This window comes from Burkholderia sp. Tr-20390, from assembly GCF_017104595.1.
Taxonomy (GTDB): domain Bacteria; phylum Pseudomonadota; class Gammaproteobacteria; order Burkholderiales; family Burkholderiaceae; genus Burkholderia.
Map to the genome: position 1 here is coordinate 1 of NZ_JAAGPC010000161.1, position 20,158 is coordinate 20,158.

Here is a 20,158-nt window from a genome sequence, read left to right on the forward strand (position 1 = left end):
CCTCGCGTCGCGCGGCTTCGACGTGCGCGGCTACGACGCGAGCGCCGCGCTGCTCGACGAGGCGCGGCGCCGCCATCCGGATCTCACCTTCGAGCTGGCCGCGCTGCCGGCGCTGGCCGGCGTGCCGTCCGGCGCGTTTCGCAACGTACTGTGCGAAACGGTCGTCATGCATCTCGAACAGGCGGAGGCGGCGGCCGCCGCCGCGCGACTGGCCGAACTGCTGATGCCGGGCGGCACGTTGTACATGAGCTGGCGGGTGGCCGGAAACGGCGCGTTGCGCGACGAGCGCGGCCGCCTCTACACGCCGCTCGATTCCGCGCGGATGCGCTCGGCGCTCGGCGCCGGCACGCAAGTGATCGACGAGCACGAGGTCGTCAGCGCCTCGTCCGGCAAGCGCGTGCACCGGCTGATCGCACGCAAGGCTGCCGCGGCCGCATGAGCGCGACGCGGCGGCATGCTCATTCGCGGTTGAGTGCCGCTTCCCAGTTGATGTCGACGCAGAGCACCTGCATGCCGGTCGCGACCGGCGCGGCGATCGACGCCGTCACGCACAGGTGCGCCTCGTTGATCGACAGGTAGGGTGCCGTCAGGTGCACACGGCCCGGCGCGCGCATCGCGTCGATGAAGTACGGACGGCGTTCCCAGCTCGCCCCTTCCGAATGCAGCAGCGGCCGGAAGCGCTTCGCGCGCTGCGAGACGCTGCCGCGCGCGAGCACGTTGTCGCCGATCTGGCGCCCCGATGCGTCGAGCAGGAAGCAGCGTGCGGTCTCCGGCAGCCCGAGTACGGCTGCGGCCGCGTCGGTCAGCGATTCTCCCGCGACGAGCTTCTGGCTCGCTTCCTCGAGCGCCGCGACGTACGGCGCGAGCCTTTCCGCCTGCGTGCGCTCGCGTTTCGCGACGCGCAGCCGCAACGCGGCCGACAGCGTATCCATGCAGCCCGCGGCGGCCTGCGGCTGCACCGGTTCGACGCTCGGCCCCGCGAAGTACTGGCCCTGCACGAAATCGACGTCGCACTCCAGTGCGATCAGCGCGTCGCGCTCGGTCGCGAGCCCGCCCATCAGCACGAGCTGCCCGGATTCGTGCAGCAGCGACACGAGCCCCGGCAGCACGCGTTCGAGATGTGAGTGCTCGCTCGCCTGCGCGAGGATGCCGCGGTCGAGCGTGACGATGTCGGGATGCAGGTGCCACACGCGGTCGATGTTCGAATGCTTCGCGCCGAACCCGACGAGCGCGATCAGGAAGCCGGCCTTGCGCAGGCCGTCGACGATCGCCGCGTAGCGCGGCGTCTCGCCGCCCGCCTGTTCGGGCACCTCGAGCACGACGCGATGCGGCGGCAGCCCGAGCGCCTTCAGGTTCGCGAGCAGCGCGTCGCTGTAGACGGTGTCCATCAGCGCGGCCGGATGCAGGCTCAGGAAGAGCCATTCGTCGTGGCTGTCGAATGCGTGGAAGTTGCCGAGATGCAGCGATTCGGCGAGCCGGCCGAGCTCGAGCAGGTCGCCGCGCCGCGCCGCCTGCGTGAACACCTCGTGCGACGCCACCTGGCGGCTTTCCTCGTCGTGCGCACGCAGCGACGCGTGATAGCCGATGGCGCGGCGGTGCGACACCGAGAAAACGGGCTGGAACACGCTGAACACGGTGTAGCCGCCGTACAGCACGGTGCGCCGGTTCCCGTCGTCGCCGGCGACGGGGCGGGGCGGCTGAAAGCCGGGGGGATCGATTTCGATCATGCTCATGATGTCGGCCGAAGGAAGACTGCCAGTTTACCTAGAGAATAGGCGAGCAAGAAGCGTGCACGGCATCGTACCCCGTGCGGCGGCGCGTCGCGGCCGAGCCCCGCAGGGCATTGCCGGTGTTTCGGATGCGCATCGCGGGGCCGCGCTGCACCGTGATGGTGCGCGCCGACCCGGTTCGGCGCGCGCCACGCATCACGCGCGCTCGGACGGGTCGGTCTTGCGCGCGGTGCTGCGGATCTCGGGCGCGAGCTGCGCGAAGATCCACGCGGAAGCCGCCGTGATGATCCCGACGCAGATGAACGTCGCATGGAACGCCGGCAGCGTGTTGCTCGGCGTCACGGTGCGCAGCATGCCCGTGAACGTCGCGAGCAGCGCGCCCGCGACCGTGACGCCGAGGCTCATCGACAGCATCTGCACGAGCGAGAACAGGCTGTTGCCGCTGCTCGCGCCGCCCGTGCCGAGATCCTTCAGCGTCAGCGTGTTCATCGCGGTGAACTGCATCGAGTTGAAGCCGCCGAACAGCGCGAGATGCACGACCTTCACCCAGACGGGCACCGTGTCGCGCATCAGTGCGAAGCTCGCCATCATCACGCCGACCATGATCGTGTTCGCGAGCAGCACCTTGCGGTAGCCGTGCCGTGTGATCAGGCGCGTGATGATCCGCTTCGAGAACATCCCGGCGGCGGCCACCGGCAGCATCATCAGCCCGGCCTCGAACGCCGAGTAGCCGAGGCTCACCTGCAGCAGCAGCGGGATCAGGTACGGCATCGCGCCGCTGCCGATCCGCGCGAACAGGTTGCCGAGCAGCCCGACGCTGAACGTGTGGATCCGGAACAGCTCGAGCGAGAAGATCGGTTGCGGCGCGCGCACCGCATACAGCCCATACGCGACGAAGCACGCGAGGCTCAGGATCAGCAGCACGAGCACGGCCGCGTGCTGCATCCCGAGATCGGCGAGCCCGTCGAGCGACAGCGAGATCGCGACCATGCCGATCGTCAGCAGCAGATAGCCCTTCAGGTCGAAGCGGCCGACGGCCGGGTTGCGCGAATCGGGCATCGAATAGAAGGTCGCGATGCAGCCCGCGACGCCGACCGGCACGTTGATCAGGAAGATCCAGTGCCACGACGCGATCTTCACGAGCCAGCCGCCGAGCGTCGGCCCGATCAGCGGGCCGATCAGGCCAGGAATCGCGACGAACGACAGCGCGGCGAGGTAGCGCTCGGCCGGAAAGGTACGCAGCACCGCGAGCCGTCCGACCGGCAGCAGCATCGCGCCGCCGACCCCCTGCACGACGCGGAACGCGACGAGCTGCGTGAGCGTATGCGCATTCGCGCACAGCAGCGAGCCGAGCGAGAACACCAGGATCGCACTGAAGAACACACGCCGCGTGCCGAAGGTATCGGCGAGCCAGCCCGAGACCGGGATCATTACCGCCATCGTCAGCGAGTACGCGATCACGACCGACTGCATCCGCAGCGGCGATTCGCCGAGGCTCGCGGCCATCGACGGCAGCGCCGTGTTCACGATGGTCGCATCGAGCGTCTGCATGAAGAAGCCCGTTGCGACGAGCCAGAGCATCACGGTGAGGTTCTTTTCGCCGGGGGCGGCGGCAGGCGGGCGCTGGAACATGGGGCGGGAGGGTGGCGCGGGACAGCCGACATTGTAGGGAAAGCCGTCGCGTCGTGCCGGTTCGGCGCAAGGACGGCGCGGAGTCGGGCCAGCGGGTGCCCGTCCCCGTCGATCGACCAGTACAGTTCAGTCAAAAGTGTCTGTAGCCGTATCTGTCCGTGTGCTGCCACTGTCCGAAATACTGATGCCATCGGATCCGTGCGACCAGGAGGCTGCCATGCGCGAACTGCGACTTTATGTGATCGATGGCGACGAGCCGGCCGGTCGCTGGCGGATCGTCGATCGCACCTCGCTGGAGGTGGCCGACGGCGAGGTCTGGGTGACGATCGAGGGCTTGCCCGACGATCACTGGCTTGGCGCCGGGGCTTCGCTGATGCTGACGCCCGGCATGCGCGTATGGGTCAGCGCGGGGTCGGAGGGTGCGACGTTCGCGTTCGGTCCGCTCGAGGTGCCGGCGAGGCGCGCCGCGCCGGCGTGGTGGAGGCCGCTCGTCGCGTGGCGCGACGGCCGGCGTCACGCGCCCGCGTCGTTGCCGACGTAGCGTTCCCGGGGCGGGAACAGCGCTCCGTCCGTGCATTGTTCGAGCGCACGTGTGATCCAGCCGGCCGTGTGGTCATGCGGCGATCTGCGTGATCTGCGAGTCCGGCTCCGGTACGTCCCGTTCGAGCGAACGTTCGACGCTCGCGCGCGAGCGCTTCGCGTCGGCACGGCAGCGTGCGGGCAGCGGCACTCGATCCACGTGATGGTAGCGATGCCCGGTCGCGCGATCCGGTAGTGAGCGCTGCAGGTCGCGGTTCACACGTGCAGGGGTTCACGCCGGTATCGAGGATACCGGCAGGTTTCTTGCGCACTGGAAGAGGTGAGGTCGGCCGTTTCTGCCGGAACGCAGGGAGTACGACCGTGCGTGATGTGCGGATTCATGCAATCAGGATTGCTCGCGCCTGCCGCCGATCCTAGACTCGATGTTGTCTTCCTCACCGCCCATTCCGCCATGACCCCCGAACTTGCTTTGGCGCATCTGTGGCGGCTCGCACACGGCGACCCCGGCGCGCTGGCCCGTGCGACCGTAACGGGGCAGGACCCGACGCTGCCGTCGACCTTCCGGGTCGGCACGCTGGCCGCGGCGACGATCGCGGCAGCCGGGCTCGCGGCGGCCGAATGCCACCGGCTTCGCACGGGTGTTGCGCAATCCGTCGACGTGTCGGTGCGCGACGCGCTCGTCGCGTTCCGCAGCGAACGCTACCTGCGCGTGGACGATGGTCCTCCGCCGGAGTTGCGTCATGCGGTGACGGGCTTCTTCGAGACGGGCGACAGACGCTGGATCCAGTTGCACGCGAACTTCCCGCATCACCTGAGGGGCATTCTCGACGTACTCGGCTGCAGCGCGCAACGGGACGATGTCGCCGCGGCGATCCGCACGTGGGACGGTGCGGCACTCGATACCGCGCTGGCCGACGCCGGGCTGTGTGCCGCATTGATCAGAACACCTGACGAGTGGGCGTCACTCGAGCAGGCGCGCGCGATCGCGTCGCTGCCGCTGTTCGAGATCGAGCGGATCGGCGATGCACCGGTCGAGCCGATCGGTCGAGGCGAAGCCGCCCAACCGCTCACGGGTGTGCGTGTGCTCGATCTCACGCGCATCATCGCGGGGCCGGTCGCGGGCCGCACGCTGGCGTCGCACGGCGCGCAGACGCTGCTCGTCAACGGCCCGCACCTGCCGAACATCGCACCGCTCGTGATCGACAACGGGCGCGGCAAGCGTTCGACGTGGATCGACCTGCGCGATGCGGCGGGCATCGATACGCTGCACGCGCTCGCACACGACGCGGATGTGTTCCTGCAGTCGTACCGGCCCGGCGCGCTCGCGGCGCGCGGCTTCGCGCCGCATGCGCTGGCGATGCGGCGCCCAGGCATCGTGTACGTGTCGATATCCGCGTACGGGCATGCGGGGCCGTGGGCGCAGCGGCGCGGCTTCGACAGCCTCGTGCAGTCGGCGAGCGGGATCGCGTGGCAGGAGCAGCAGGCCGCGCACGCGGACGCGCCGCGCCACCTGCCGTGCCAGGCGCTCGATCACGCAACGGGTTATCTCGCGGCGTTCGGTGCGATGATCGCGCTCGCGCGCCGGGCGCGCGAAGGGGGAAGCTGGCACGTGCGGCTGTCGCTCGCGCAGACGGGACGCTGGCTGCAGTCGTTCGGCAACGTGCCGGACGGCCTGCAGGCACCCGATCTCGCGCATACCGACGTGCGCGACCGGATCGAGCGCATCGCGTCGCCGTTCGGCACGCTCGACGCGGTCCGGCCGGCCGAGCGGTTGTCGGCGACCCCGCCGTCGCTTGCGCGCCCGCCCGTGCCGCTCGGTACCGACGAGGCGCGCTGGCTGTGAGCGCCGGCGGCGCGGCGGGCGTTACTTGCGCAACTCGACGACGAAGTCGTAGTAGTCGTTGCGGCAGTAGGTGTCGGTCAGTTCGATCGCGCGCTGGTCCGACGTATAGCCGATCCGCGTGATCAGCAGCAGCGCGTCGTGCGGCGCGATGCCCATCTGCTCGGCGATCTCGTCGGTCGCGTTGACTGCGCGGAAATGCTGCAGCGCGCGCACGATCGGCGTGCCGCGCGCTTCGAGATAGCTGTACAGCGAGCCGCCGATCGCCTGCGGATCGGGAATCAGCGTCGCGGGGAACGTCGAATTCTCGACGGCCATCACGATGCCGTCGGCGAGGCGCAGGCGTTTCAGGCGTGTAACGGATGCGGCCGGCGACAGCCCGAGCTGGATCACTTCGTCGCGGTTCGCCGGCTGGATCTCGCGCGCGAGCCATTGCGAACTCGGCTTGAAGCCGCGCCGTTCGAGCATTTCGCTGAAGCTCGACAGCCGCGACAGCGGATCTTCGTAGCGCGGCTGGATGAAGTTGCCGGCGCCCTGCGTGCGGCGAATCAGGCCTTGCTCGACGAGCAGCGCGATCGCCTTGCGCGCGGTGATGCGCGAGACGCCGAGCGCATCGGACAGCACGCGCTCGGAGGGCAATGCCTCGCCGGCCGTCCAGCGGTTGTCGTGGATCGCATCGCCGAGCTTGCGGGCGAGCTGCAGGTAGAGCGGCGTGTCGTTGTCGGGGTCGGGGCGCAGGTCCTGCCAGCGGTCGTCCGTGGATGCCTTCATGGAGTGGGTATCGATCTGATTGCGGCCATTCTAAGTCATCACGTGGCGCCGTTATAGCCGGTTTTTGCCGTGCAATAGGTGAATGGCGCGCCGATTGACTACACTGATGCGTCGTATTCCATGGCTGGGCCGCGGTGCGCGGCCACGAATCCGCAACGAGGAACGCATGACAGACACGATCGCCACGGTCGTCCTGCCGGACGGCGAGACGATTCCGAAGCTTGGCCTGGGCACGTGGGAAATGGGCGAACGGCCGGGCCGGCGCGCAGACGAGATCGCGGCGCTGCGCGAAGGCGTCGCGCTCGGGATGACGCTGGTCGATACGGCCGAGATGTACGGTGACGGCGCGACCGAGGAGCTGGTGGGCGAAGCACTCGCGGGCTTGCGCGACGACGTGTTCCTCGTCAGCAAGGTCTATCCGCACCATGCGAGCCGGCGCGGCGTCGTCGCCGCGTGCGATGCGAGCCTCAAGCGCCTGCGTACCGATCGCCTCGACCTGTACCTGCTCCACTGGCGCGGCTCGGTGCCGCTCGAGGAGACGGTCGAAGGCTTCGAGGCGCTGCAGCGCGCGGGCAAGATCCGTCACTGGGGCGTCAGCAATTTCGATACGGCCGACATGGCCGAACTCGTCGATGAAGCCGGCGGCGGTGCGTGCGCGACCAACCAGATCCTTTACAACATCGCGCGGCGCGGCCCCGAGTTCGACCTGCTGCCGTGGCTTGCCGAGCACCGGATGCCGGCGATGGCCTACAGTCCGGTCGATCACGGGCGGCTGCCGAAGCACTCGCCGCTCGACGAGATCGCGCGGCAGCGCGGCGTGTCGGTGATGCGCGTCGCGCTCGCGTGGGTGCTCGCGCAGCCGGGGGTGTTCGCGATCCCGAAGGCATCGCGACTCGAACACGTGCGCGACAACCGGGCCGCGCTCGATTTCGTGTTCAGCGATGACGAGCGCGCGCAGCTTGACGCTTACTTCCGTCCGCCACGCAGCAAGCGCGCGCTCGAGATGCTCTGACGATACCCGGCGGATCAACGCAGCAGGTCAGTGGTTGCCTCCTGACGATCCGCCGTTGCCGTGACCGCCGCCATTGCCGTTCCCGGTGCCATGGCCGTTGCCGACACCGTTGGCCCCGCCATTGCCGGCGCCGCCACTGCCGTTTCCGTTGCCGTTGCCACCGCCATTGCCGTGGCCGCCGTTGCTGCCGGTACCTCCACCGTTGCCGGAGCCGCTGTTGCCGCCGGCGCCACTGCCATTGCCATTGCCGTGACCGTTGCCGACACCGTTGGCCCCGCCATTGCCGGCGCCGCCACTGCCGTTTCCGTTGCCGTTGCCACCGCCATTGCCGTGGCCGCCGTTGCTGCCGGTACCGCCGCCGTTGCCCGAGCCGCTGTTGCCGCCGGCGCCACTGCCATTGCCATTGCCATTGCCGCGACCGTTGCCGACACCGTTGGCCCCGCCATTGCCGGCGCCGCCACTGCCGTTTCCATTGCCGTTGCCACCACCGTTACCGTGGCCACCGCCGTCGCCATGGCCGCCACCGTTGCCGTGGCCGCCGCCACCGCCGTCACCATGGCCACCACCGTTGCCGTGGCCGCCGCCGTCGCCATGGCCACCACCATTGCCGTGACCACCGCCATCGCCGTCGCCATGGCCACCACCGTTGCCGTGACCACCGCCATCGCCGTCGCCATGGCCACCACCGTTGCCGTGACCACCGCCATCGCCGTCGCCATGGCCACCACCGTTGCCGTGACCGCCGCCATCGCCATCGCCATGGCCGCCACCGTTGCCGTGACCGCCGCCGCCGTGACCGCCGCCGCCGTGACCGCCGCCGCCGTGACCGCCACCATCACCGTCCCCGTGGCCGCCGTTGCCGTGACCGCCGCCATCACCGTCACCACCACCACCGCCATGGCCACCATGTCCGCCATGACCTCCGCCGCCTGAAGTCCCACCACCGGAAGTGCCGCCTCCCGAGGTACCGCCACCCGAAGTGCCGCCGCCCGAAGTACCGCCACCGGAAGTACCGCCACCGGAAGTACCGCCACCGGAAGTGCCGCCGCCTGAAGTCCCACCACCGGAAGTGCCGCCTCCCGAGGTACCGCCACCGGAGGTGCCGCCACCGGAGGTGCCGCCTCCCGAGGTACCGCCACCGGAGGTGCCGCCACCGGAGGTGCCGCCGCCCGAAGTATCGCCACCGGAGGTGCCGCCGCCCGAAGTACCGCCACCGGAAGTGCCGCCACCGGAAGTCCCACCACCGGAAGTCCCACCCCCGGAAGTCCCACCACCGGAAGTGCCGCCACCCGAAGTACCGCCACCCGAAGAACCACCACCGGAAGAACCACCACCGGAAGAACCACCACCGGAAGAACCACCACCGGAAGAACCACCATCCGAACCCCCGCTGCCAGACGCATTGCCTCCGCGGCCCGAGCCACCTGAACCACTCGTGCTGCCGGATGTTCCGCTTGTCGTTCCGCCGACACCAGCAGGCCCGACGGTACCGTTCCCGTTGTTGCCGCTACCGCTGCCGTTCCCGTTTCCGCTACCGGGGCTGCCGCCGCTGCCATTGCCGCCCGAGCCTGCGCCATTTCCGCCCACGCGCCCGCCGGCGAAGACGTGCACCGCGCACGCCGCCGGATTGGCTGCGCAAGGCGAAGCATCGTCGACCAGCGTCATGATGGCGTCCGCGCTGGCAACTGCATCGGCCGCGGCGTCCGGTGCCGCATCCTGTGCGACGGCATACGAGCAGCAGCACGCGAACGCGGCTGCGGCGAACAAGGTTGCGCGATAGCGCCGTCCCGGCGTACGGAACGGTTGTTTCTTCTTGAGCATCATGGCCTCCCCATGCGCGCGATGCCTCGTCGCCGCGCGGCTATCTAGGTGTGGTGCAGGGGGCCGGTAAAGATTCGTAGTCCTGTCGGCAGCCGATCGCGTTCAGGCGGGCGCTGGACGCCAGCCGCGAGCGCGGAACGGTATGCGGGCCCGCCGTGCGAATCCCTATCTGCGAGATCCGTGCCACCGGCCGCTTGTGCCCGTCGCGCAAGGCGCACGCGAGTCCGCGACGGCGCCTGCAACGCCTTGGGGGGAGTTTTGTTTCCGGAATGAAACGTCTGAGCTATGGTCAGCGCGCGGGCGCATCGGCCGCACGCTGCCAGCGGTGGAACAGGATCGACGCGATCCAGCAGACGAGGAACAGGGCGACGATGCCGTAGCCGATCGAGCCGAAGCGTTCGCCGAGCGCATCGAGCGCGTCGCGCACGGGGCCCGTCAGCGACAGCTTGTCGGCCAGCAGGCCGGCTGCCTCGATCCCGCCGATCGCCAGTGCGACGGCCGCCGACACGAACGTGATGCTCGCGTTGTAGAGCAGCTTGCGCTGCGGATCGTCCATCGCCCAGCCGTACGCGTGAATCATCAGCACGTTGTCGGTCGAGTCGATCAGCGTCATGCCGGCGGTGAACAGCGCGGGAAACAGCATGACCGTATAGACCGGCAGCCCCTGGCTCGCCTGCGCGGCGGCGATCGCGAGCAGGCCGATTTCGGTTGCAGTATCGAAACCGAGCCCGAACAGCACGCCGACCGGATACATGTGCCAGCTCTTCGACACGAACCGGAACAGCGGTCGCAGCAGCCGGGACACGAGCCCGGCGGGGCGGTGCACATGCGCGGCATCGTGCGCATGCCCGTGCGTGCCGCGATAGCGCCGCCACACGTCGCGCAGGATCACCAGGTTCACGCACGCGAGCACGAGCAGGAAGGTGGCCGACACCGCCGTGCCGATCGTGCCGCCGATCTCGCGGAATGCGTCGAACCGGTCGCGCAGCGCGAACGCGGTCAGCGCGATGCCGAGCGTCGCGGCGATCACGATCGTCGAATGACCGAGCGAGAAGAACAGCCCGACGCTCACCGGACGCTGGCCTTCCTGCATCAGCTTGCGCGTTGCAACGTCGATCGCGGCGATGTGATCGGCGTCGACCGCATGACGCAGCCCGAGTCCGTATGCGATCGCCGCGGTGCCGAGCAGCAGCGGATGATCGCGCAACACGGCGAGCGCCCACAGCCAGACGGCGGCGTTCGCGGCGATCAGGCCGGCATAGAGGATCAGCAGGCGGCGCAGGGCAGGGGTGGGCGGCATCGGGATGGTTCCATCTGATGAATCGCGATGCATTGTGGCACGCGAAAAAAAACCGGGGCGTGCCGATCAAAAAACGGCCGCGTGCACGGTGCGCGCGAATGAAAAAGGCCCGTCCGGAACCGGACGGGCCTTGCCTGCAGGCAGCAGCGCGCGAGCGCGCCGCGCTTACTTCACTTTCGCGTTGATCACGCCTTCCGAAACGTTGGCCGGCGTTTCCGCGTACTGCTTGAACTCCATCGTGTAGGTCGCGCGGCCCTGCGTGGCCGAACGCAGCGACGTCGAATAGCCGAACATTTCCGCGAGCGGCACTTCGGCGCGCACGAGCTTGCCGCCGCCACCCGCGATGTCTTCCATCCCCTGGACGATGCCGCGACGGCTCGACAGGTCGCCCATCACGTTGCCCATGAAGTCCTCGGGCGTTTCCACCTCGACGGCCATCATCGGCTCGAGCAGCACGGGCTTCGCGCGGCGCATCGCTTCCTTGAACGCCATCGAGCCGGCCATCCGGAACGCGTTTTCGTTCGAGTCGACGTCGTGGTACGAGCCGAACGTCAGGTGCACCTTCACGTCGACGACCGGATAGCCCGCGAGCACGCCGCTCTTCAGCGTCTCGGTGATGCCCTTGTCGACGGCCGGGATGAATTCGCGCGGAATCACGCCGCCCTTGATCTCGTCGAGGAACTCATAGCCCTTGCCGGGGTTCGGCTCGAGCGTGATCACCGCGTGGCCGTACTGGCCGCGACCACCCGACTGCTTGACGAACTTGCCCTCGACGTCGGACGCCGTCGTGCGCACCGTCTCGCGATATGCGACCTGCGGCTTGCCGACCGTCGCCTCGACGCCGAATTCGCGCTTCATCCGGTCGACCAGGATTTCGAGGTGAAGCTCGCCCATCCCCGAAATGATCGTCTGGCCGGATTCTTCGTCGGTCTGCACGCGGAACGACGGATCTTCCTGCGCGAGGCGGTTCAGCGCCAGGCCCATCTTTTCCTGGTCGGCCTTCGTCTTCGGCTCGACGGCCTGCGAGATCACCGGTTCCGGGAATTCCATCTTCTCGAGGATGATCGGCTTCGCCGGATCGCACAGCGTGTCGCCGGTGGTCGCTTCCTTCAGCCCGACGGCCGCCGCGATGTCGCCCGCGCGCACTTCCTTGATTTCCTTGCGCTCGTTCGCGTGCATCTGCAGGATCCGGCCGAGCCGTTCCTTCTTGTCCTTGGTCGCGTTGAGCACCGTGTCGCCCGATTCGACGACGCCCGAATACACGCGGAAGAAGATCAGCTGGCCGACGAACGGGTCGGTCATGATCTTGAACGCGAGCGACGAGAACGGCTCGTCATCGCTCGGATGGCGTTCCGCCGGCTTTTCCGGATCGGCGAAGTCGTGGCCGAGGATGGCCGGCACGTCGACCGGCGACGGCAGGTAGTCGATCACCGCGTCGAGCATTGCCTGCACGCCCTTGTTCTTGAACGCGCTGCCGCACAGCATCGGCACGATCTCGTTCGCGATCGTGCGCTTGCGCAGCGCGGCCTTGATCTCGTCCTCGGTCAGCGATTCATGGTCGTGCAGGTACTTCTCGAGCAGTTCCTCGCTCGCTTCCGCCGCGGCCTCGACCATCTTTTCGCGCCATTCGTGCGCGAGCTCGACGAGGTTTGCCGGGATGTCCTCGTACGAGAACTTCACGCCCTGGCTTTCGTCGTCCCACACGATCGCCTTCATCTTCACGAGATCGACGACGCCCTGGAAATGATCTTCCGCGCCGATCGGAATCTGGATCGGCACGGCGACGCCTTTCAGGCGCTCGCCGATCTGCTTCTGCACGCGGAAGAAATCGGCGCCGATGCGGTCCATCTTGTTGACGAACGCGATGCGCGGCACCTTGTACTTGTTGGCCTGGCGCCAGACGGTCTCGGACTGCGGCTGCACGCCGCCGACCGAGTCGTAGACCATGCACGCGCCGTCGAGCACGCGCATCGAGCGCTCGACTTCAATGGTGAAGTCGACGTGCCCGGGCGTGTCGATGATGTTGATCCGGTGCTCGGGATAGTTGCCGGCCATGCCCTTCCAGAAGGCCGTGGTCGCGGCCGACGTGATCGTGATGCCGCGTTCCTGCTCCTGCTCCATCCAGTCCATCGTGGCCGCGCCGTCGTGCACTTCACCGATCTTGTGGCTCACGCCGGTGTAAAACAGGATGCGCTCGGTCGTCGTGGTTTTGCCGGCATCGATGTGAGCGCTGATCCCGATATTGCGATAGCGCTCGATGGGGGTTTTGCGGGGCACGTGAACCTCCTTAGGTTCGGATGTAAGCGGGCCGACAGCGGCGGCCCGGGCTGGACAAGCGAGACTTAAAGCATAGCGCTTGCGCGTGGCTTTTGCAGATGCGGCCGACGGCGGCGGAATCAAGCCGGGTGCCACCGCCGGCGGGCGAAAAAAAACCGGCGCGCAACGGGCGGCCGGCTTCGGTCGGTGCGCGGCACGGCGCCGCGACAATCGCCGTTACTGGGCCTTCGGCAGGCCTTCGAGCTTCATGCCGGGCTTGATGCCCTTCGCCGCGAACCAGCCCTTGCTCATTTCGAGCGCATAGACGCCGTTGTTGCGCGGGCAGTGGTTGTCGGTCGTCTCGGCCTTCATCTCGTCGATGTCGGTGATCGTGCCGTCCGCGCGGATGAACGCGATCGACAGCGGAATCAGCGTGTTCTTCATCCAGAAGCAATGCACCGCGTTCTCGTTGAATACGAACAGCATGCCTTCGTTCGGCGCGAGCTGCGAACGGTACATCAGCCCCTGTTCGCGGTCGGGGTCGTTCGCGGCGACGGCTGCGTCGATCACGTACATGCCGGCGCGCAGCTTCACGCGCGGGAATTCGCTCGGCTGCTTGGCGCCGGGCGGCACTTGCGCGCTGGCGGCCTGCATGCCGAACGCCATGACGGCGAGCGCGGCGGGAAACACGGCGGCGCGCGCAAGGCGGCCGAGCGACGAGCGCAGGGAGAATTGCACAGCAAGGCTCCTATCTGGAAAACGAGACCCGCATGGTACGCGATGCGTGTCGTCGGGCACAAAAAGAAAAAGGCAGATCGCCTTGCGGTGATCTGCCTTTCAACGCCGTAAGAACGGCAAGACTGCGTGTTCTTGACTGCGTTATTTATTACAGCAAGCTTACTTAGTTCGAAGCAGCTGCCGGTGCTGCTGCGTCGCTCGCTGCAGCCTTCTTCGATGCCTTGTGGTGCTTCTTGGCTGCGTGGTGCTTCTTGGCAGCGTGCTTAGCCGGTGCCGAAGCAGCTTCAGCAGCAGCCGGAGCAGCTTCCGGAGCCGATGCTTGTGCGAAAGCAGCCGTTGCGAAGAGACCAGCGACCAGAGCAGCGATCAGTTTGTTCATGTTGTGTTCCTCAGCTTTAGTTAATTAACCAAATGACCCGGCAATAGGAGTCATGTCGTCTAACGGTGCCATCCACCTTTCGGTTGACAGACGCTTCGAGAAATTTCTCATTGCGCTGCGGGCGCCGAATCGTATTCGATAAAAACGTCGCTTTCGTGACGCAAACACGGGTTCGGCTGCCAATGCCGGATAGCTAAGGTTGGCATCTGCGTGGTTTAACGCGCGATCTTCGCAGCCGGTTGACGAAAAAGATGACGAAAAATTCGCGCGTCCCGAATTCGTCATCCGGCGGGCGCGAAACCCTCCCACGGTGCGCGTGGCGGCAGTGCGATTGTTTCTCCCGGTGCAATGCCGAGCGCGAATATATCTAGTGCGCCGATGCCGACACGCACCAGGCGCAACGTCGGGAAGCCGACGGCCGCCGTCATCCGGCGTACCTGCCGGTTCTTGCCCTCGGTGATCGCAAGCTCGATCCACGTCGTCGGGATCGCGGCGCGGTAGCGGATCGGCGGATTGCGCGGCCACAGCGTGTCGGGCGGTTCGATGAATTCGGCGCGGCATGGACGCGTCACGTAGTCGCCGAGGTCGACGCCGCGCGCGAGCGCCTTCAGGTCGGCGGGGCCGGGCGCGCCCTCGACCTGCGCCCAGTAGCGCTTGACGAGCTTGTGGCGCGGCTCGGCGATGCGCGCCTGCAGCGCACCGTCGTCGGTGAGCAGCAGCAGCCCCTCGCTGTCCGCGTCCAGCCGGCCGGCCGCGTAGACGCCGGGCGTTTTGACCCAGTCGCCGAGCGACGGGCGCGTCTCGTGCGCGGAAAACTGGCAAATCGTGCCGAACGGCTTGTTGAGGGCGATCAGGTTCATGGCGGGGCGTCCGCCCGGCGCGCCGCGGGAAGCGGGGGCGGGCGGTCTATGGCAAATGGCGGAATCTTAATGCATAATACGGAACGGCAAGTCCTCTGTCTTATATAAGACATAAGTGGGGTCTTGATACGCAGTGCCGCGCTTCATGCCGAAGTGCCCGGTTGGGGCGCTAGAATAGCGGCTCGCTGTTGCCGTCACGGGGTGGCCATGCCGCGCCCCCGCCGCGCGCGCAGCTTCGACCAGCATCACCTGCTCAGCCACGTCACTGGAGTCGATCATGCCGTATCAGCACATCAAGGTTCCGGAAGGCGGTGACAAGATCACCGTCAACAAGGACTTCTCGCTCAACGTTTCCGATCAGCCGATCATTCCCTATATCGAAGGCGACGGTACGGGCTTCGATATCACGCCGGTCATGATCAAGGTCGTCGACGCGGCGGTCGCGCATGCCTACAAGGGCAAGCGCAAGATCCACTGGATGGAGATTTTCGCGGGCGAGAAGGCGACGAAGGTGTACGGCCCGGACGTGTGGCTCCCGGACGAAACGCTGCAGGTGCTGAAGGAATACGTGGTGTCGATCAAGGGGCCGCTCACGACCCCGGTCGGCGGCGGGATCCGTTCGCTGAACGTCGCGCTGCGCCAGGAACTCGACCTGTACGTGTGCCTGCGCCCGGTGCAGTACTTCAAGGGCGTGCCGTCGCCGGTGCGCGAGCCGCAAAAGATCGACATGGTGATCTTCCGCGAGAACTCGGAAGACATCTACGCAGGCATCGAATGGGCCGCGGGCTCCGAGCAGGCGAAGAAGGTGATCAAGTTCCTGCAGGACGAGATGGGCGTGAAGAAGATCCGCTTCCCGGAAACCTCGGGGATCGGCGTCAAGCCCGTGTCGACCGAAGGCACCGAGCGTCTCGTGCGCAAGGCGATCCAGTATGCGATCGACAACGATCGCAAGTCGGTCACGCTGGTGCACAAGGGCAACATCATGAAGTTCACGGAAGGCCTGTTCCGTGACGCCGGCTACGCGCTCGCGCAGAAGGAATTCGGCGGCGAGTTGATCGACGGCGGCCCGTGGATGCGCGTGAAGAACCCGAAGACGGGCAACGAGATCGTGATCAAGGATTCGATCGCCGATGCGTTCCTGCAGCAGATCCTGCTGCGACCGGCCGAATACGACGTGATCGCCACGCTGAACCTGAACGGCGACTACATCTCCGACGCGCTGGCCGCGCAGGTCGGCGGCATCGGGATCGCGCCGGGTGCGAACCTGTCGGATTCGGTCGCGATGTTCGAAGCGACGCACGGCACCGCGCCGAAGTACGCGGGCAAGGATTACGTGAACCCCGGTTCCGAGATCCTGTCCGCGGAAATGATGCTGCGCCACCTCGGCTGGACGGAAGCAGCCGACACGATCATCGCCGCGATGGAGAAGTCGATCCTGCAGAAGCGCGTCACGTACGATTTCGCGCGCCTGATGGAAGGTGCGACGCAGGTGTCGTGCTCGGGCTTCGGTGAAGTGCTGATCGAGAACATGTAAGACCCCTTCCGGGGTGGGCCGGCAGGTTGCCGGCCGCCCCGGCGCCTACTGCCGGCGCCGGAGCGTTTCGTGGATGGCAGGTTTGTTGGCAGGGCGGTCCGGCATGCGGGCCGCGGCGCCGCGATGCGGCCCGGAGCCCCTGCAAGGTAGAACATGACGGCCCTCGCAACACCACCGCCCGGCTGAGCCGGCGCGCCCCTTTCGCGATCGACCCGGTCGCTCCCCGCCGGTTACCCGCCGGCGTTCTCAGCCCCACAATCACGTAGCAATGCTTTGACCACCATGTCCACTTCGCCCAAGATCATCTACACCCTCACCGACGAAGCGCCCGCGCTCGCGACCTATTCGCTGCTGCCGATCGTCAAGGCCTTCACGCGCTCGTCCGGCGTTGCCGTCGAAACGCGCGACATCTCGCTTGCCGGCCGCATCATCGCCGCATTCGCGGACATCCTGCCGCCCGAGCAGAAGGGTTCCGACGATCTGGCCGAACTGGGCCAGCTCACGCTGAAGCCGGAAGCGAACATCATCAAGCTGCCGAACATCAGCGCATCGGTGCCGCAGCTGAAGGCCGCGATCGCCGAACTGCAGGCGCAGGGCTACAAGCTGCCGGCCTACCCGGAAGATCCGTCGACGGACGAAGAGAAGGCGGTCAAGGCCCGCTACGACAAGATCAAGGGCAGCGCGGTGAACCCGGTGCTGCGCGAAGGCAACTCGGACCGCCGCGCGCCGCTGTCGGTCAAGAACTACGCACGCAAGCATCCGCACAAGATGGGCGCGTGGAAGGCCACGTCGAAGGCCCACGTCGCGCACATGAGCGAAGGCGACTTCTACGGCAGCGAGAAGTCGGCGCTGATCGCCGATGCCGGCAGCGTGAAGATCGAACTCACGACGACCGACGGCGCGAAGAAGGTGCTGAAGGAAAAGACGGCCGTGAAGGCCGGTGAAGTGATCGACGCGTCGGTGATGAGCCGCAACGCGCTGCGCAGCTTCATCGAAGCGCAGATCGCCGACGCCAAGGCGCAGGACGTGCTGTTCTCGGTGCACCTGAAGGCGACCATGATGAAGGTCTCGGACCCGATCCTGTTCGGTCACTTCGTGTCGGTGTTCTACCGCGACGCGCTCGCGAAGCACGCGGACGTGCTGGCGCAGGTCGGCTTCAACCCGAACAACGGCATCGGCGACCTGTACGCGCGCCTGAAGGACCTGCCGGCCGACACGCGCGAAGCGATCGAAGCCGACGTCAAGGCCGAATACGCAGTGCGTCCGCGCCTGGCGATGGTCAACTCGGACAAGGGCATCACGAACCTGCACGTGCCGAGCGACGTGATCGTCGACGCATCGATGCCGGCGATGATCCGCGATTCGGGCGGCATGTGGGGCCCGGACGGCCAGCTGTACGACGCGAAGGCCGTGATTCCGGACCGCTGCTACGCCGGTGTCTACCAGGCCGTGATCGAGGACTGCAAGCAGCATGGCGCGTTCGATCCGGTCACGATGGGCAGCGTGCCGAACGTCGGCCTGATGGCGCAGGCGGCTGAAGAATACGGTTCGCACGACAAGACGTTCCAGATCCCGGCGGACGGCGTCGTGCGCGTCACCGACGAAGCGGGCAACGTGCTGCTCGAGCATGCCGTGGAAGCGGGCGACATCTGGCGCATGTGCCAGACGAAGGACGCACCGGTGCAGGACTGGGTCAAGCTCGCGGTCAACCGCGCACGCGCGACCGGCGCACCGGCCGTGTTCTGGCTCGATCCGGCGCGTGCACACGACGCGCAGATCATCGCGAAGGTCGAGCGTTACCTGAAGGATCACGACACGAACGGCCTCGACATCCGCGTGATGACGCCGGTCGAAGCCACGCGTTTCTCGCTCGAGCGCATCCGTGCGGGCAAGGACACGATCTCCGTCACCGGCAACGTGCTGCGCGACTACCTGACCGACCTGTTCCCGATCATGGAACTCGGCACCAGCGCGAAGATGCTGTCGATCGTGCCGCTGATGGCCGGCGGCGGGATGTTCGAAACGGGTGCGGGCGGCTCCGCGCCGAAGCACGTTCAGCAGTTCGTCGAGGAAGGCTTCCTGCGCTGGGATTCGCTCGGCGAATTCCTCGCGCTGGCCGCGTCGCTCGAACACCTCGGCAACGCGTACCAGAACCCGAAGGCGGTCGTGCTCGCGAAGACGCTCGACCAGGCGACCGGCAAGTTCCTGGACGAGAACAAGTCGCCGGCGCGCAAGGTCGGCGGCCTCGACAACCGCGGCAGCCACTTCTACCTGTGCCTGTACTGGGCGCAGGCGCTGGCCGAGCAGACCGAGGACGCGGCGCTGAAGGCGCAGTTCGAAGGCGTGGCGAAGGCACTGTCCGACAGCGAAGCGCGCATCCTGGAAGAGCTGGCGGCCGCGCAGGGCAAGGCGCAGGCCATCGGCGGCTACTACCGTCCGAACGTCGACCTGACGAGCCAGGCCATGCGCCCGAGCGCGACGCTGAACGGCATCGTCGACGCGGTCGCCTGACGCAGGCCGCGCGATCGCGCGGGCCGATGCGTGTGCCGGCGCGGCGGGCATTGCTGCCTGCCACCGGCTACAAAAGAAAAACGCCCCGGACGCCCGGGGCGTTTTTCGTTGCAGGTTTGTCATTCAGACGTGAACGATTTCCCATTCGGCGATTTCGTGCGGCACTTCGAGCGTTGCCGTGTCCAGTTCGGACAGTTGCTCGCAGTCGCCGCGGGAGATGTGGTCGGCTGCCACTTCAGGGCACGAGAATGCGCCGAGCAGGGCGTTGCCGAACGTCGCTTCCCAGCCGCCGTTACCCGGCAGGATGTAGAACGACCCGAGCGCTGAACCAAAGCGAAATCCCTTCATTTCCGTTCTCCCTTTCTGATCACAAGCGATTCTGGTGTGCCGCCTGCCGGCTTGGCCGGCTGTGGCCCGACTGGCTGCTTGCGCCGGGTTCCGTATCGAACGTCGTGGCGAAGCGTCAGTGCATGGAACAAAGTCTACGTCCGCGGCCCGCTCGGATGGTGCATGTAGAACGGCTTCACTAAACAAAAATTCTCTTTTAAAAACAAATAATTATTTCCATCATTTTGTATTGCGGAACGTTTTTTGGCATCGCGAAACGGGGATTTTGTGCCCTGCACCACGAATTTTTATAACGCAGAGACTTGTTCCGCATCGTGAAATATTGGCGGGTTTGCGGATCGGCGAAGTGACCGGCGCCGTGGTGGGGCCGAACGGCAGGCGCGAGGCGATTGCCTGGGAACTGCCCGGGTCAGGGTTGAGTGCCGCTTCGGCCGTGAGCGAAGAGCCGTGGATCGCCGATCGACGATGTGGGCCGATGCGTGCCGAATCGGGTGCGGCATTGTTGAGCCCTGCGGCGTATCGCCGCCCGGCAGGCCGTGGCGCGTCTCGATTTTGGCCTGCGGTTATGATGACGCGGGCATCAGGATTTGCGTCGCGCATCGGCGCTTCAGCCGGCCGGCGCGGGCGTCGCGGCGGCCGCGCGACCCAGCATGGATAACGAGGAACGATTGATGATACGGAGAACCTTCCTGTCGCGCGCCATCGGCGTCGCGGCCGCGTCGCTGTTCGCGCGCGCCGCGTGGGCGCAGCATGCCGGCCACGCCGGCATGGCCGGCATGGACTCGATGGACGACATGCCCGGCATGTCAGGGATGGCGGGTCACGGGCAGCACGGCAAGTCCGCACCGGCCGCGCTCGCGGCCGCCGACGCGTTGCCGGCCGGCGC

General features: G+C 67.0%; 17 protein-coding genes and 1 pseudogene. 7 read left to right on the forward strand and 11 right to left on the reverse strand.

Going from position 1 to position 20,158, the window contains the following annotated elements:
* Positions 1–439 (forward strand): methyltransferase domain-containing protein (locus tag G3N98_RS30700; RefSeq protein ID WP_206150315.1); only part of this gene is annotated, 439 nt, incomplete at its 5' end.
* Between the two features lie 19 nt (positions 440–458).
* Here the strand turns inward: G3N98_RS30700 and G3N98_RS30705 are convergent.
* Entirely contained in the window at positions 459–1,733 is a 1,275-nt protein-coding gene (locus G3N98_RS30705; RefSeq protein ID WP_089473436.1) for an EAL domain-containing protein, read from the reverse strand.
* Between the two features lie 192 nt (positions 1,734–1,925).
* On the reverse strand, positions 1,926–3,362 hold the full coding sequence (gene mdtD, locus G3N98_RS30710) for a multidrug transporter subunit MdtD (RefSeq protein WP_089440860.1): 1,437 nt from the start codon (positions 3,360–3,362) through the stop codon (positions 1,926–1,928).
* Positions 3,363–3,579: 217 nt separating this feature from the next.
* Between mdtD and G3N98_RS30715 the strand changes: the two genes are divergently transcribed.
* Positions 3,580–3,903 carry a DUF2917 domain-containing protein gene (locus tag G3N98_RS30715; protein WP_089473435.1) on the forward strand — a complete coding sequence of 108 codons (324 nt, stop codon included), beginning with the start codon at positions 3,580–3,582 and terminating at the stop codon, positions 3,901–3,903.
* 72 nt (positions 3,904–3,975) lie between these two features.
* Here the strand turns inward: G3N98_RS30715 and G3N98_RS40260 are convergent, their stop codons facing one another.
* Positions 3,976–4,101 (reverse strand): hypothetical protein, encoded by a 126-nt coding sequence (locus G3N98_RS40260; RefSeq protein ID WP_277396928.1) that lies wholly within the window; start codon positions 4,099–4,101, stop codon positions 3,976–3,978.
* Between the two features lie 252 nt (positions 4,102–4,353).
* Between G3N98_RS40260 and G3N98_RS30720 the strand changes: the two genes are divergently transcribed.
* Positions 4,354–5,745, forward strand: a complete 1,392-nt coding sequence (locus G3N98_RS30720) for a CoA transferase (protein ID WP_206150316.1) — start codon at positions 4,354–4,356, stop codon at positions 5,743–5,745.
* 21 nt (positions 5,746–5,766) lie between these two features.
* On the opposite strand, the gene G3N98_RS30725 is transcribed toward G3N98_RS30720, so the two are convergent.
* Positions 5,767–6,513 (reverse strand): GntR family transcriptional regulator, encoded by a 747-nt coding sequence (locus G3N98_RS30725; protein ID WP_011352976.1) that lies wholly within the window; start codon positions 6,511–6,513, stop codon positions 5,767–5,769.
* A gap of 166 nt (positions 6,514–6,679) precedes the next feature.
* Here G3N98_RS30725 and G3N98_RS30730 point away from each other — a divergent pair, with 166 nt between their 5' ends.
* Positions 6,680–7,525: an aldo/keto reductase gene (locus tag G3N98_RS30730; RefSeq protein WP_206150317.1), complete on the forward strand. Its 846-nt coding sequence runs from the start codon at positions 6,680–6,682 to the stop codon at positions 7,523–7,525.
* Positions 7,526–7,552: 27 nt separating this feature from the next.
* On the opposite strand, the gene G3N98_RS39975 is transcribed toward G3N98_RS30730, so the two are convergent.
* The 6 genes from G3N98_RS39975 to G3N98_RS30760 form a co-directional block, all read right to left on the reverse strand.
* Positions 7,553–9,346, reverse strand: coding sequence for a hypothetical protein (locus tag G3N98_RS39975; RefSeq protein WP_241026158.1), 1,794 nt, complete (start codon positions 9,344–9,346; stop codon positions 7,553–7,555).
* Between the two features lie 289 nt (positions 9,347–9,635).
* Positions 9,636–10,646, reverse strand: coding sequence for a HoxN/HupN/NixA family nickel/cobalt transporter (locus G3N98_RS30740; protein ID WP_174941971.1), 1,011 nt, complete (start codon positions 10,644–10,646; stop codon positions 9,636–9,638).
* Between the two features lie 165 nt (positions 10,647–10,811).
* Positions 10,812–12,923: an elongation factor G gene (fusA, locus tag G3N98_RS30745; RefSeq protein WP_089426158.1), complete on the reverse strand. Its 2,112-nt coding sequence runs from the start codon at positions 12,921–12,923 to the stop codon at positions 10,812–10,814.
* A gap of 216 nt (positions 12,924–13,139) precedes the next feature.
* Complete coding sequence (locus G3N98_RS30750) at positions 13,140–13,640, reverse strand: DUF192 domain-containing protein (protein ID WP_039368216.1); 501 nt, start codon at positions 13,638–13,640, stop codon at positions 13,140–13,142.
* A 163-nt stretch (positions 13,641–13,803) separates the two neighbouring features.
* Positions 13,804–14,019, reverse strand: a complete 216-nt coding sequence (locus G3N98_RS30755; RefSeq protein ID WP_011352970.1) for a hypothetical protein — start codon at positions 14,017–14,019, stop codon at positions 13,804–13,806.
* A 281-nt stretch (positions 14,020–14,300) separates the two neighbouring features.
* A complete protein-coding gene (locus G3N98_RS30760) occupies positions 14,301–14,879 on the reverse strand; it encodes a pseudouridine synthase (protein WP_046544582.1) in 579 nt (192 codons plus the stop codon).
* Between the two features lie 277 nt (positions 14,880–15,156).
* Between G3N98_RS30760 and icd the strand changes: the two genes are divergently transcribed.
* The gene (gene icd / locus G3N98_RS30765; RefSeq protein ID WP_006478026.1) at positions 15,157–16,413 is read left to right on the forward strand and encodes an NADP-dependent isocitrate dehydrogenase; all 1,257 of its coding nucleotides are present in this window, start codon (positions 15,157–15,159) and stop codon (positions 16,411–16,413) included.
* Positions 16,414–16,695: 282 nt separating this feature from the next.
* Positions 16,696–18,924: an NADP-dependent isocitrate dehydrogenase gene (locus tag G3N98_RS30770; RefSeq protein WP_089473430.1), complete on the forward strand. Its 2,229-nt coding sequence runs from the start codon at positions 16,696–16,698 to the stop codon at positions 18,922–18,924.
* A 123-nt stretch (positions 18,925–19,047) separates the two neighbouring features.
* On the opposite strand, the gene G3N98_RS30775 is transcribed toward G3N98_RS30770, so the two are convergent.
* Positions 19,048–19,272, reverse strand: coding sequence for a hypothetical protein (locus G3N98_RS30775; RefSeq protein WP_006490888.1), 225 nt, complete (start codon positions 19,270–19,272; stop codon positions 19,048–19,050).
* Positions 19,273–19,943: 671 nt separating this feature from the next.
* Between G3N98_RS30775 and G3N98_RS30780 the strand changes: the two are divergent.
* Positions 19,944–20,158 (forward strand): annotated as a pseudogene (locus G3N98_RS30780) (multicopper oxidase family protein); the annotation flags it as partial.

What these genes read in the sequence shown, in the direction of transcription:
- G3N98_RS30725 (WP_011352976.1), bottom strand. Translation starts at nt 6,513, where the DNA reads ATGAAGGCATCCACGGACGACCGCTGGCAGGACCTGCGCCCCGACCCC.
- G3N98_RS30755 (WP_011352970.1), bottom strand. Translation starts at nt 14,019, where the DNA reads ATGAACAAACTGATCGCTGCTCTGGTCGCTGGTCTCTTCGCAACGGCT.
- G3N98_RS30760 (WP_046544582.1), bottom strand. Translation starts at nt 14,879, where the DNA reads ATGAACCTGATCGCCCTCAACAAGCCGTTCGGCACGATTTGCCAGTTT.
- G3N98_RS30730 (WP_206150317.1), top strand. Translation starts at nt 6,680, where the DNA reads ATGACAGACACGATCGCCACGGTCGTCCTGCCGGACGGCGAGACGATT.
- mdtD (WP_089440860.1), bottom strand. Translation starts at nt 3,362, where the DNA reads ATGTTCCAGCGCCCGCCTGCCGCCGCCCCCGGCGAAAAGAACCTCACC.
- G3N98_RS30705 (WP_089473436.1), bottom strand. Translation starts at nt 1,733, where the DNA reads ATGAGCATGATCGAAATCGATCCCCCCGGCTTTCAGCCGCCCCGCCCC.
- G3N98_RS30770 (WP_089473430.1), top strand. Translation starts at nt 16,696, where the DNA reads ATGTCCACTTCGCCCAAGATCATCTACACCCTCACCGACGAAGCGCCC.
- G3N98_RS30775 (WP_006490888.1), bottom strand. Translation starts at nt 19,272, where the DNA reads ATGAAGGGATTTCGCTTTGGTTCAGCGCTCGGGTCGTTCTACATCCTG.
- icd (WP_006478026.1), top strand. Translation starts at nt 15,157, where the DNA reads ATGCCGTATCAGCACATCAAGGTTCCGGAAGGCGGTGACAAGATCACC.
- G3N98_RS30715 (WP_089473435.1), top strand. Translation starts at nt 3,580, where the DNA reads ATGCGCGAACTGCGACTTTATGTGATCGATGGCGACGAGCCGGCCGGT.
- G3N98_RS30740 (WP_174941971.1), bottom strand. Translation starts at nt 10,646, where the DNA reads ATGCCGCCCACCCCTGCCCTGCGCCGCCTGCTGATCCTCTATGCCGGC.
- G3N98_RS39975 (WP_241026158.1), bottom strand. Translation starts at nt 9,346, where the DNA reads ATGCTCAAGAAGAAACAACCGTTCCGTACGCCGGGACGGCGCTATCGC.
- G3N98_RS30720 (WP_206150316.1), top strand. Translation starts at nt 4,354, where the DNA reads ATGACCCCCGAACTTGCTTTGGCGCATCTGTGGCGGCTCGCACACGGC.